The organism is Urechidicola sp. KH5 (genome assembly GCF_054661455.1).
On record NZ_BAAFSW010000001.1, the window covers coordinates 809,756 to 822,741 of the forward strand.

Annotated in this window: 9 protein-coding genes; 4 read left to right on the top strand and 5 right to left on the bottom strand. The window is 34.1% G+C overall.

The annotated features are described in order from the left end of the window. The 3 genes from ACYQ5R_RS03745 to ACYQ5R_RS03755 all read right to left on the bottom strand — a co-directional run bounded on the left by ACYQ5R_RS03745 (window position 1) and on the right by ACYQ5R_RS03755 (window position 5,234). Window positions 1-1,371: an OmpA family protein gene (locus ACYQ5R_RS03745; protein ID WP_460189570.1), complete on the bottom strand. Its 1,371-nt coding sequence runs from the start codon at window positions 1,369-1,371 to the stop codon at window positions 1-3. A 170-nt stretch (window positions 1,372-1,541) separates the two neighbouring features. Next, entirely contained in the window at window positions 1,542-4,709 is a 3,168-nt protein-coding gene (locus ACYQ5R_RS03750) for a UvrD-helicase domain-containing protein (RefSeq protein ID WP_460189571.1), read from the bottom strand. A 69-nt stretch (window positions 4,710-4,778) separates the two neighbouring features. Further along, the gene (locus tag ACYQ5R_RS03755) at window positions 4,779-5,234 is read right to left on the bottom strand and encodes a tellurite resistance TerB family protein (RefSeq protein WP_460189572.1); all 456 of its coding nucleotides are present in this window, start codon (window positions 5,232-5,234) and stop codon (window positions 4,779-4,781) included. Window positions 5,235-5,288: 54 nt separating this feature from the next. Between ACYQ5R_RS03755 and mfd the strand changes: the two genes are divergently transcribed. The 4 genes from mfd to ACYQ5R_RS03775 all read left to right on the top strand — a co-directional run bounded on the left by mfd (window position 5,289) and on the right by ACYQ5R_RS03775 (window position 10,739). After that, the gene (mfd, locus tag ACYQ5R_RS03760) at window positions 5,289-8,651 is read left to right on the top strand and encodes a transcription-repair coupling factor (protein ID WP_460189573.1); all 3,363 of its coding nucleotides are present in this window, start codon (window positions 5,289-5,291) and stop codon (window positions 8,649-8,651) included. Then, entirely contained in the window at window positions 8,651-9,511 is an 861-nt protein-coding gene (locus tag ACYQ5R_RS03765; RefSeq protein ID WP_460189574.1) for a DMT family transporter, read from the top strand. The genes mfd and ACYQ5R_RS03765 overlap by 1 nt, the downstream gene beginning before the upstream one ends. A gap of 54 nt (window positions 9,512-9,565) precedes the next feature. Further along, on the top strand, window positions 9,566-9,976 hold the full coding sequence (locus ACYQ5R_RS03770; RefSeq protein ID WP_460189575.1) for a BrxA/BrxB family bacilliredoxin: 411 nt from the start codon (window positions 9,566-9,568) through the stop codon (window positions 9,974-9,976). Between the two features lie 97 nt (window positions 9,977-10,073). After that, window positions 10,074-10,739 (top strand): HD domain-containing protein, encoded by a 666-nt coding sequence (locus ACYQ5R_RS03775; RefSeq protein WP_460189576.1) that lies wholly within the window; start codon window positions 10,074-10,076, stop codon window positions 10,737-10,739. 14 nt (window positions 10,740-10,753) lie between these two features. Here ACYQ5R_RS03775 and ACYQ5R_RS03780 read toward each other — a convergent pair whose 3' ends face one another. Then, a complete protein-coding gene (locus ACYQ5R_RS03780) occupies window positions 10,754-11,527 on the bottom strand; it encodes an enoyl-CoA hydratase/isomerase family protein (RefSeq protein WP_460189577.1) in 774 nt (257 codons plus the stop codon). 20 nt (window positions 11,528-11,547) lie between these two features. After that, complete coding sequence (locus tag ACYQ5R_RS03785; protein ID WP_460189578.1) at window positions 11,548-12,942, bottom strand: sensor histidine kinase; 1,395 nt, start codon at window positions 12,940-12,942, stop codon at window positions 11,548-11,550. Window positions 12,943-12,986: the final 44 nt, after the last annotated feature.

Sequence of the window (12,986 nt, forward strand, 5' to 3'; positions counted from 1 at the left end):
TTAGTCTTTCTTTAAAGTAATCTCAACTCTTCTGTTTGCTCTTCTACCAGCAGCAGTATCGTTTGTACTAATTGGTCTTTCTTCACCGTATCCAGCAGAAGTTAATCTACCAGCATCAATACCGTTTGAAGTTAAGTACTCAACAACCGCTTGTGCTCTACCCTCAGACAATTTTTGGTTTAAGCCTGCAGAACCTGTACTATCTGTATGACCTTCAACATTAAAGTTAGAAGCTGGGTAATCTTTTAAGATTGCAATAATATCATTTAATACACCAGCCGATTGCTCTTTAATAGTTGTTTTACCAGTATCAAAAACAATGGTCTTAGCATAAGATCTTAAAGCTTCTTTTACTGATTCTGGAACTTCTGGACATCCATTGTTAGATGCAGGACCAACAGTATCAGGACAGTTATCATCTTTATCTAATACACCGTCACCATCTCTATCTGGCCAAGGACAACCATTGTTAGCAGAAGGACCAGCTTCGTTTGGACAGTTATCATCTTTGTCTAATACAGAATCACCATCTGAATCTGGCCAAGGACAACCATTATTAGCAGCAGGACCTGCCTCGTTAACACAATTATCTTTGTTATCTGCAACACCATCACCGTCTGTATCAGGGCAACCGTTCATTTCTGCAGGACCAGCAGCCTCAGGACAAGCATCTTCTGAATCAATGATACCATCAGCATCTGTATCAGGGCAACCATTAAACTCTTCTAAACCGAATTCTTCTGGACAAGCATCATCTTTATCATATACACCATCACCATCCGTATCAACTCCACCAAATTTAATATTTAAACCAGCTGAGTGTTGAAAATGAGGAATTACGTTATCATCATCAAATGCGTGCTTGTAAGAAGTTTGCGCAACAAAACCTAAGTTATCATTCAACCAAAAATTTGCTCCAATTGTACCATTAACTGTGGCAGTACCCTTTGAATCAACCCATGTATATCCACCACCAACACCTAAATAAGGATCAAACCATAGATCTTTCTTGTGTAAGACAGAATATTTGATTGCTAAGTCAGCAGCAAAGTATGATAAGTCATCAACTTCATTTCTCCCTATTTTTTCAATCTTGTTTAAAGATCCAGCTAATTCTAAAGAGAATCCACCGTTTAAGTGACGTCCAACATTAATTCTAGAAATAGAAGGAATAATGTTGTAGTGATCTTCTGCATTAAAAAACTGAGATCCGAAATCGCCGATGCCTTCCATATCATAACCTGTTGGATGAAAATCAACTGCGTTGATTCCAAAACCAACTACCCATGGATTATCGGCATCCTGAGCATTTACGTTGCTGAAACCAGCAACAACAAATAAAGCTAGTAAAGCTATTCTTAAATGTTTCATTTTAAAAATTTTAAATTTAATTGTTTCCTAATTTTAGTTCAAACTTAAGCCTGATAAGCCCAAATTCAAAAACAAAACTACAAAATATTATGAAATAACCTAAAAAATGAAAACTTATTCTAAATATTCCATAATTTTTTAACCAAATTTAAGCGGAACAGTTTAGTTTCCTAAAAATCAAAAGGCACTTCAATAATTTTTAATTGTGAATCTAGATATACTAAAAGACCTTTATCGACTTGATAACCAATATCACCTAACAATTTCATATAAGCCTGAACTTGCGCTTCGTAACTTTCTTTTTCAATACCGGTTTTGTAATCAATTACAATTACTTTTCCATCTTTAATTACCACTCTATCTGGCTTTAACAACCTTTTTTCATTCGTTAAAAATTCTTTTTCATTCAAAACTTCAAGTCTATCTTCAAAATACCCCGAGAGACTCGGATGATTTACAACAGTTAGCATCATTTTTCGAATAGTTGCAATCTCATTCTTACTAATTAATCCATCTTCTAGAGCACTATCAAGAACCAAATCAATATCCAACACGGTATAAACTTGCGAAAACAGCTCATGGATTAAATTACCGTAATGAATAGCCTTCTCCTGATCTGTATCCCAAAGAATAGCAGACTTAGACACAACAGAGATACTATTATTTCTCGCTGAATCAATAATTATTTTTGAAGGTAATTCTTCTACTTTATTTTTTATAGCTACTGAATGAGAAACTCTTTGATTGCTTCCAAATTCATACTCCATCCTTGCATCAACCCAACGGTTTGCATCGTCTAATGTGGTTAAATAATTGATAAATAAATCTGTTCCTTTTTTAGAGGTTTCTAAAGAGCCATTAAAAGATGTATAATCAGAAATTACATATAATTGTTCAGAAGCACGTGTCATGGCAACATATAACAAATTTATATTATCTAAATATTGTTGCTGCTCAATTAAATGATATAAACTGGCACCATAATTATTTAAATTGGCAATATCTTTTGAAACGTTAACATAAGCGGCTCGAAAATTTTGATACAACTCTGCATCTAAATCTTCGAACCAAACTTTTTCTCTTTTTGTATCTTTTAAGGTTAAACGATTTGGATAAATCACTACAGGAAACTCCAAGCCTTTTGATTTATGTATGGTCATAATTTTAACTGCATCTAAATCATCTGGCATTGCGATACTCAATGCGTCTTTTTTCAATTCCCAGTATTCTAGAAACTCTTCTAAGCTATAATTCTTTTTGTTACCACAGGCCAGAATTACATCTAAAAATGCTATTAAATAAGCATTTGTAAGTTCAGTTAATCTAAACACATTAATAATATATTCTAGCGCTCCATAGAGACTGAGCTTATTAAATAAGTCTATCTGAAAATCAATTTCAATTTCTTTTAATTTTTCAAAGAATTCGTTTACATCTTTAGATATCAAACGCGTAACATAATCATGAACATCACCTTCAAGTTTTTTATGATTGATTAAATAAAGTAGTGCTAACACCAATGATTCTTGATCTTCGGAGTGATGAATATATTTTAGTAGATGAATTAAAAATTGAACCTCGGTATTACTTTTAAGCAACAATGTTTCAGAAGAAACAATTGGAATATTCTTTTCAGTCAAATAGTCGGCAACGGCTTTGCCCTCATCCTTCTTTCTAACTAAAACGCACATCTCTCTTAATTGAAATTGATTGCGTAAAGAACGAATAGTTTCATATACTTTTGACGGGTATAACACCTCTCCATCTTCACCCTTGGGCGAAATAAAAGAAAGAGAAACATAACCTCCTTTTTTGGAGTTCTCTAATTGACGATTCCCTTTACTGTATAATTTATGATACTGATCATCTTTAAAAAAAGAGCTTAAATAACTAAAAAAAGCATTGTTAAACTTTATAATTTCACTGTAACTTCTATAATTCGTTTCTAAATTCGCTACAGATTTCTCTATACTAAAAGGGCTGCTACTATTTTGATCGGCCAAATCAATAAATTGTTCCGCTTTACCACCACGCCATCTGTATATGGATTGTTTTGCATCTCCAACTACCAACAACTTACCTGTTTGCTCATCTAAGGTTTCAGAAACCAATGCATTCTCAATTAAGGGAATTAAGTTTTGCCATTGTAAAGCAGAAGTATCTTGCATTTCGTCTATAAAGTAATAGCGAAACTTCTCTCCTAAACGCTCATAAATAAAAGGTGCCGGTTCATCTTTTATTTGATTTGAAATCATTTGATTAAACTCAGCATTCAACCGAATGTTATTCCTATTTTTTAAATCTTCCAAAGAAGCATTAATGTATTTTAATGTTGCCAACGGAATCAAATTTTTTAAAACTAAACCCATTCGCTTGTAAGAAATATAAAGCTGTTCAGATTCATTGTATAATTTGAATAAAACAGCTTCTAATACAGCCAGATTTGGAAACTTTGAATGCACATCCTTATTGTAAATAGAATTGTTTTCTATATTGTGTTTCAACTTTGATTTATCAAAAAATGCTGTTGCCTCAATTCCATTTTGTAACTTTTCAAAGTGCTTCACAAAATAATTTCCTCTAAACACACCTTTACCCAAACCATTAGATTGAATAAGTTCAATGGCATGAACTCCAATTTCTAAGGCTCTTTTATTTAAGATTTTCTGCTCTCTTTTTAAATTCTTTTTTAAAGCATTAAAATCAGACAAACTCTTTGACTCCAATTTTTTGAGTTGAATTATATTGTCTTCATTTAATAATACATTGGCCATGTTTTTTAAATCCATGGCAATATCCCAAGACTTGTCATCATTTGCTTTTTCTAAAGCAAAATCAAGTAAAACTTGAGTTAAATCTTTATTAGAACCTATTTGGCTAATCAACAAATCTACAGCATCACTCAATAATTGATTTGCATCCATTTCAACCTCAAAATTCACATCTAGGCCTAAATCAAAAGAAAAATTTCTAATGATTCTATGTGTAAAGCTATCTATGGTTGTAATATTAAAAGCACCATATCTCTGAAGAATATTAAATAAAACCTTTGAAGCTCGTTGCTGCATAGTATCTTGAGTCAATCCAAGTTCATTTACCAACGCAACTCCAAGATCCGAAGATTCTCCCTCGGAAATTGCGTGTAAATTCTCTAGCACCCTTATCTTCATTTCGGCTGCCGCCTTATTGGTAAATGTAACTGCCAATACATTTTGAAAGCGATAAGCATCGGTGCTACTCAATAAAATTTTTAAGTATTCTTTTACAAGTGTGAAGGTTTTACCGCTTCCGGCTGAGGCGTTGTAAACCTGAAAATTTTGATTGGTTGAATTAGTCATTATTCAAAAATACATAAACAAAAAAAACCGCCCTTAAAAAGAACGGTTATTAACGTGTTTTTAGAAATGCTATACGGGCCCTAGAGCCTTTATTTTCTCAGAAAACTCTTTTAAAGGAGTTTCTTTCATAGTCAAATCAATTGCCGTTTGCGTAATTTTTTCAACATCTTGTATCGGAAAACCTAATCCTACTGCTACTTTAATTAAAATAGCTGCTTCTTTTTCTACCGATTCACTATCGGCAAAAATCATGCGTGTTAAATTAAATAGTCTTTCGATTCGATCATCGTAACTTACAGGTGGGTTAATTGGAAATTTCTCAGGATGTTTAAAAACCCTTTTCACATTTCTATCAGAAATATGCAATTTCTTGGCCATACGCTTAAGTAAAATCTCCTCACCATCTGTTACCACACCGTCTGCTTGAGCCAACCTTACAATTCCTGCATAGTGACCCAAATTTCTTCTTTGAGCTCCGCTCATAAATAAATCAAAAATAGCCATCTTGTTGTGTTTGTGTTTCATACAAATTTAACGAAACTAAGTATTTATAGCATATGATAATTGTCATATTTTTAGATGAAAAGTTATCTTTGTCCAAAATTTGTTTCATTGAACAAAGCTTCTTTAGTTTCAGTTTTGGAACAATCGGCAACAACTGAGCAGTTTGTTTCACATTTACAAAGCACCGAACACCATTTTCAAATTGCGAATTTGGTCGGATCTTCATTGTCTTTTTCCATGTCAACTATCTTTAATAAGACAGATAGACCAATCTTATTTATAGCAGAAGACAAAGAAGACGCAGCCTATTATCTCAATGATTTAGAACAATTATTAGGGGATAAAAATGTGCTGTTTTATCCTGGTTCTTACCGGAGACCTTATCAAATTGAAGAAACAGACAATGCAAACATCTTACTAAGAGCAGAAGTATTAAATCGTATCAATTCTCGAAAAAAACCTGCATTTATAGTTACCTATCCAGATGCCTTATTTGAACAGGTAATTACCAAAAAAGAACTTGAACGCAGTACATTAAAAGTTACAGTTGGCGAACAGCTATCGCTTGATTTTGTGAATGAAATGCTTTTTGAATACAATTTCAAACGTTCTGATTTTGTAACAGAACCTGGTGAATTCTCAGTAAGAGGCGGAATTATAGATGTATTTTCTTATTCTAACGACGAACCTTATAGAATCGAGTTTTTTGGAGATGAAGTAGACAGTATTCGAACATTTGATATAGAAACACAATTATCTTTAGAGAAGCTTAAGAAAATCAACATCATGCCTAATGTTGAAGACAAGCATCTTGAAGAAAAAAGACAAAGCTTTTTACAATACATTAGTAATAAGACAAAAGTAATTGCTAAAAATCCAAAGGGGTGTTACGCAAGACTAGATAAACTATTTGAAAAAGCAGAAGTTGCTTTCGAAAAGCTAGAAAGTACACTTAAGAAAACAGAACCCAAACATCTTTTTTGCGATGGATTTATGCTTGCACAACAGCTAGATGATTTGCAATTAATTTCTTTAGTAACAGAACAGCAACCTTCTGAAAATGCAATTGTATACAACACAAAACCTCAGCCATCATTTAATAAACAGTTTGATTTATTAATTAAAAATCTGCAAGAAAATACCGAAAAAGGATACCAGAATTTTTTGTGTTGCGATAGCGAAAAACAAGTACAGAGATTTGCCGAAATTTTTGCAGACATAGATCAAGATGTGCAATACAACGCCATTGTTTTTCCTTTGTACCAAGGGTTTGTAGACCACCAGCAAAAAATTATTTGTTATACAGATCATCAAATATTTGAGCGTTATCACAAATTCAAACTAAAAAATGGTTACGCCAAAAAGCAGGCGATTAGTTTAAAAGAATTGACCAATTTGAGTATTGGAGATTTTGTGACACATATAGACCATGGTATTGGGAAATTTGGAGGTTTACAGAAAATTGATGTCGATGGAAAACAACAAGAAGCCATTAAATTAGTTTATGGCGATCGAGATGTTTTGTACTTAAGCATTCACTCTTTACATAAAATTTCTAAGTACAACGGTAAAGATGGCAAAGCACCTAAAATGTATAAACTCGGTTCTGGAGCTTGGAAAAAACTAAAGCAAAAGACCAAGAAACGTGTAAAAGAAATAGCCTACGATTTAATACAATTGTATGCTAAAAGAAAAATGCAGAAAGGGTTCCAATATGGTCCAGATACCTTTATGCAACACGAATTAGAAGCTAGCTTTTTATTCGAAGACACTCCAGACCAGTCGAGTGCAACAGAAGCTGTTAAAACCGACATGGAAAAAGAACAACCTATGGACCGTTTGGTTTGTGGAGATGTTGGATTTGGTAAAACCGAAGTTGCAATTCGCGCAGCCTTTAAGGCAGTAGATAATGGTAAACAAGTAGCCATTTTAGTACCAACAACCATACTAGCTTTTCAACATTTTAAAACATTTAGCCAACGTCTAAAAAACTTTCCAGTTACGATAGATTATCTCAATAGATTTAGAACAACCAAGCAACGAAATGAAGTTTTTAAAGGACTCTCTGAAGGCAGTATAGATATCGTTATAGGGACGCATCAACTAACCAATGACAAGGTTAAATTTAAAGATTTAGGACTGCTAATAATTGATGAAGAACAAAAATTTGGAGTATCAGTTAAAGACAAGCTTAAAACTATAAAAGCGAATGTAGACACCTTAACACTTACAGCCACACCAATTCCTAGGACCCTTCAGTTTAGTTTAATGGCGGCAAGAGATTTATCTGTTATTACTACACCCCCACCAAACAGACACCCTATAGATACTGAAGTTATTCGCTTTAGTGAAGAAACTATTAGAGATGCCATTCAATATGAAATCTCAAGAGGTGGTCAAGTATTTTTTATTCACAACCGAATTGAAAATATTAAAGAGGTTACAGGTATGCTACAACGTTTAGTACCGGATGCTAAAATTGGCATTGGTCACGGACAAATGGAAGGAAAAAAATTAGAGCAATTAATGCTTTCTTTTATGAATAATGAGTTCGATGTTCTTGTCTCAACAACTATTATTGAAAGCGGATTAGATGTACCAAATGCCAACACCATTTTTATCAACAATGCAAATAATTTTGGATTGTCTGATTTACATCAAATGCGCGGTAGAGTTGGTCGTTCTAACAAAAAGGCCTTCTGCTATTTTATTACCCCCCCTTATCATATGATGAGTACAGATTCGAGAAAACGAATTGAAGCACTAGTGCTTTTTTCTGATTTAGGAAGTGGCTTAAATATCGCTATGAAAGATTTAGAAATTCGTGGAGCAGGAGATTTATTAGGAGGAGAACAAAGTGGTTTTATTAACGATATTGGATTCGACACCTACCAAAAAATACTAACAGAAGCCATTCAAGAATTAAAAGACAACGAGTTTAAAGAACTGTATGGAGATGATGGCAGTCCAAAAGAATATGTAAAAGAAGTTCAAATAGATTCTGATTTTGAAATTCTTATCCCTGATGATTACATCAGTGTAATTTCTGAACGATTGAGCTTATACAACACTTTAAGTACTATTAATTCAGAAGAAGGGTTGCAAGAGTTTGAACAAAATCTTATTGATCGTTTCGGACCATATCCAACGCAGGTAGAAGACTTACTTGACAGTGTTCGTATTAAATGGTTGGCAAAATCTTATGGTTTAGAACGTATAATACTAAAACAAAAACGCATGATTGGTTATTTTGTATCTAACCAACAAAGCGATTTCTATCAAACAGAACAATTCACAAAAGTATTGCGATATGTTCAGCAGCATAGCAAAAGTTGTGTAATGAAAGAAAAACAAACCAAAAATGGGTTACGACTTCTTATAACATTTATCAAAATAGATACTATTAAAAAAGCATTGCAAGTGCTTCAATCAATCTAATGTCAGAATCTCACGGTAAACATCTTTCGGTTTTAATTCTTTCTGCCCTCTTTATTGGTACATCTGGAGCATTAGGGAAATACATCGCTATGCCAACACCAGTTATTATTTGGTTTCGAAGCAGTATTGGTATGGTTGCGTTGTTTTTGTTTTGTAAAAGTCAGCATTTGCAATTTGTAAAACTCCAACCAAAAGAACGCTTGCCTTTTCTAACCAGTGCACTGTTTTTAGGAGGGCATTGGATTACCTATTTTCTATCACTAAAAGCCTCAAACGTAGCCATTGGCATGTTATCACTTTTTACTTTCCCAGTTATGACTGCCCTGCTAGAACCATTTTTTGGAAAAGAGAAGTTCAAACCAATGCATGTGTTTTTAGCAGTGCTAATATTAATCGGAATTTACATTTTAGCCCCAGTTGTAGATTATGAAAATACCTATTTTAAAGGAATTCTCCTCGGATTACTATCAGCCTTATTCTATAGCATTCGCGTGTTAATAGTCAAACAATTTATAGGCAAACTAGACAGTTCTATTTTAATGTTTTACCAACTTGCAATTCTATCTGTTGTTTTAATTCCCGTGTTATTTGTGTTTGATATTTCAGACATTCAAACACAATATCCTTACATATTGTTCCTGGGGCTAGTAACAACGGCACTCGGCCACACACTTTTTGTAAGAAGTCTAAAGTATTTTAGTGCTGCAACGGCCAGTATAATCGCTAGTATTCAACCAATATTCGGCATTCTGATTGCCATAGCTTTTTTAGGAGAAATTCCGACTTTAAATACGATTTTCGGTGGAAGTTTAATACTCTTAACTGTATTGATTGAAAGCTATATGAGTAAGAAATCTTAATACAGTACGTCCTAAAAAATCATTATCTTTGTACCCTATAAAAAATTAGAATTTATGTATCCAGAAGAAATCGTAAAACCAATGGCATTAGAGTTAGAAAATGCAGGGTTTACATCATTACATACAACAGAAGAAGTAGATAGCGCAATTGCCAAAGAAGGTACTACCTTGGTTATGGTAAATTCAGTATGTGGTTGTGCCGCAGGTGCAGCTCGTCCTGGAGCCATTGCTTCTTTAGGAAACGAAAAAAGTCCAGCAAATTTAACAACTGTTTTTGCAGGTGTTGATAGAGAAGCTACAGATAAGGCACGTCAGTACATGATTCCTTTTCCACCTTCTTCTCCTGCAATTGCATTATTTAAAGATGGACAATTAGTACACATGCTAGAGCGCCACCACATTGAAGGTCGTTCTGCACAGGCAATTGCCTTAAACTTAGCAGCAGCTTACGACGAGTTTTGCTAAATAAAGACAATGCTCAAGTACTTGAGTTTTAAAACACTTATAAATCCATTCTCTATTGAATGGATTTTTTTATTTTCGAACTATTCATTTTTATAGTATGACTGCAAACCAACAACAAATAATTACAGCCACCATTAACTATGTAAAAGAAACTTTAGAAAATGCAGAAGGAGGTCACGATTGGTTTCATATAGAACGTGTTTTAAACAACACAAAGCTCATTGCATCTTCTGAAGAAGTGGATGAGTTTGTTGTTCTACTGGGTGCGTTATTACACGATATTGCAGATGCAAAGTTTTACGATGGTGATGAAACTGTAGGGCCTAAAAAAGCAACCGAGTTTTTAAAAACGCAGCAGGTAGCCTCTGAGATTATTGATGAAGTTGTATTTATAATAGATAATATTTCCTATAAAAATTCATTAGACCCAAACTTTAAACTTGAACTAACTCCAGAATTAGCAGTGGTACAAGACGCAGATAGGTTAGACGCAATTGGAGCTATTGGTATTGCGCGTTGTTTTAATTATGGTGGATTTAAAAACAGACCAATGTACAATCCAGCAATTTCACCAAACGTAAATCAAGATAAAGAAACCTACAAAAAATCTGCTGCTCCTACTATTAATCACTTTTATGAAAAACTGTTATTGCTAAAAGATAAAATGAATACCGAAACGGGTCGAAAAATTGCTAAAGAAAGGCACCTGTATATGGAAAAATTTCTCGAACAATTTTATAATGAATGGAATGGAATCAAATAATTATGAATTCATAATTAAAACTTCGGTTTACGTTTTTCTAAAAATGCTGTTGTTCCCTCAGCGAAGTCTTTAGTATCAAAACACTTCCCAAAATTCTCTATTTCTGTCTCAAAACCATTCATCTTTTTATTTGCTTGAGCATTCACAGTTGCAATAGCCATCGCTACTGCTGTAGATGAATTTGTTGCAATTTTAGAGGCCAACTTATGTGCTAATGGTAACAATTCTTCTTGAGGCACCACATGATTTACTAAACCACATTCTTTAGCCTCAATGGCCGTTAACATATTGGCTGTTAAAATTAGCTCCATGGCTCTTCCTTTGCCAACCAACTGTGTCAATCGTTGCGTGCCTCCATAACCTGGTATAACACCTAACGACACTTCTGGTAATCCCATTTTTGCATTGTCACTTGCTACTCTAAAATGGGCAGACATGGCTAACTCTAATCCACCTCCCAATGCAAATCCATTAATAGCTGCAATCACGGGCGTCTTCAAATTTTCTACAAAATCAAATAATAAATCATGACCGTTTTTAGACAGCGTTCTACCCTGTTCTTCATCAAAATGAGCAAACTCTTTTATATCAGCTCCTGCAACAAAAGCTCTGGTGCCACTTCCTGTAATTACAATAGCTCGTGTTTGTTTATCTGCATCAGCATCAGCTAGTGCTTGATGCAACTCTAAAATAGTAGTAATATTTAATGCGTTTAACTGATTTGGTCTCGTAATAGTTATTGTACAAATAGCATCGTTATTTGTTACCACAATATTCTTAAAATCCATAGTCTATATCTTTTTCCTTTTTAAGCTTCTAAATCCTTTGGTAGTGCAACTGTAAACACCGTTCCTTTACCCGCTTCTGATGTAAAACTAATAGTGCCATCATAAGCTTCAATAATATTCTTTATCATTGGCAAACCTAAGCCCATACCACTTGTTTTGGTGGTAAACTTAGGTTCAAACACTTTTTCTTTTAAGGCCTCTTCAATCCCTTTACCGTTGTCTGTTACAACTATTAAAGCTTCTTTTTCTTGATCTTGAATCTGAACAAGTACAACAGGTTGCTCTGTTTTCTCAGTAGCTTGAATGGCATTCTTTATTAAATTCGTTACAATTCGTGTTACTTGCAACTTATCAAGATTCATTATAATGCTTTCTGAATCGCATTGAAAACTAATCGCTTGTTCTGTAAAAATCTCTGTAGCATGCTTAACAACCTCCACCAAATTAATACGCTCTCTTTTTTGAGTAGGCATTTTAGCAAAATCAGAAAATGCAGAGGCAATGGTACTCATAACATCAATCTGCTGAATCATGGTCTTACTAAACTCTTTTATTTTGGTTTCGATTTCTGGATCGTCTTTATCAAACTTTCGCTCAAAACTCTGCACCGTAAGTCGCATTGGTGTTAGCGGATTTTTAATTTCGTGTGCCACCTGTTTTGCCATTTCACGCCACGCTTCTTCACGTTCGCTCTGGGCCAATTTTACAGCACTCTCCTCCAAATCATCGACCATACTATTGTATGCCTCAATTAATACTTGAATTTCTCTACTCGAAGCCTTTGCATCAATTTTTTGATTGCGCTTGTGCAAACGCGTTCGAGCCATTTTCTCAGATACCGCAATAATAGACCTCGTTATATATTTTGAGATAAATAAGGCAAAAGCCATCCCGATGATAAACATTATAAAGAAGCCTAATGCTAAACGTGAAAGAAACTCTCGAAGTTCATTTTCTTGCTCCGTTCTATTCTCTAAATAAGGAATATGTAAGATCGCTACAGGTGCCGCTTGACCATCGTTTAAATACGTATAGGAGGATTGGTATTCTTTGTCACCAATCGCATCTTGAATTACAAATCTATGTGATCCGCTTTCTCTCAAAATCTGCAAGATGTCTTCAGAAATTCGCGTTTCGGTTACGGGTAGCGATGGATTTGATGAAATTAACAAATCGCCTATTAAATCGTAAAGTTCTAATTCTAGATTATGAACCTCAGAAACTTCTTCAACATTCTCGAGTAAAACATGTTTTAAAACATCATAAGACAATGGCTGTGCTACTGTATCTATAGACAATTCAAAATGACGTAAAATTGCACCTTCTTTACGTTCTAATCTACCCGCGTTATACTCTTTTGATTGTTCGTTATACTGAATAACCGTTACGATACCAATTAGGATCGAAGAGATCAAAATTAGTAATACCATTGAGATAAAAACACGACTTCTAGTCGATA

What these genes read in the sequence shown, in the direction of transcription:
- ACYQ5R_RS03745 (WP_460189570.1), bottom strand. Translation starts at nt 1,371, where the DNA reads ATGAAACATTTAAGAATAGCTTTACTAGCTTTATTTGTTGTTGCTGGT.
- ACYQ5R_RS03750 (WP_460189571.1), bottom strand. Translation starts at nt 4,709, where the DNA reads ATGACTAATTCAACCAATCAAAATTTTCAGGTTTACAACGCCTCAGCC.
- ACYQ5R_RS03755 (WP_460189572.1), bottom strand. Translation starts at nt 5,234, where the DNA reads ATGAAACACAAACACAACAAGATGGCTATTTTTGATTTATTTATGAGC.
- mfd (WP_460189573.1), top strand. Translation starts at nt 5,289, where the DNA reads ATGAAAAGTTATCTTTGTCCAAAATTTGTTTCATTGAACAAAGCTTCT.
- ACYQ5R_RS03765 (WP_460189574.1), top strand. Translation starts at nt 8,651, where the DNA reads ATGTCAGAATCTCACGGTAAACATCTTTCGGTTTTAATTCTTTCTGCC.
- ACYQ5R_RS03770 (WP_460189575.1), top strand. Translation starts at nt 9,566, where the DNA reads ATGTATCCAGAAGAAATCGTAAAACCAATGGCATTAGAGTTAGAAAAT.
- ACYQ5R_RS03775 (WP_460189576.1), top strand. Translation starts at nt 10,074, where the DNA reads ATGACTGCAAACCAACAACAAATAATTACAGCCACCATTAACTATGTA.
- ACYQ5R_RS03780 (WP_460189577.1), bottom strand. Translation starts at nt 11,527, where the DNA reads ATGGATTTTAAGAATATTGTGGTAACAAATAACGATGCTATTTGTACA.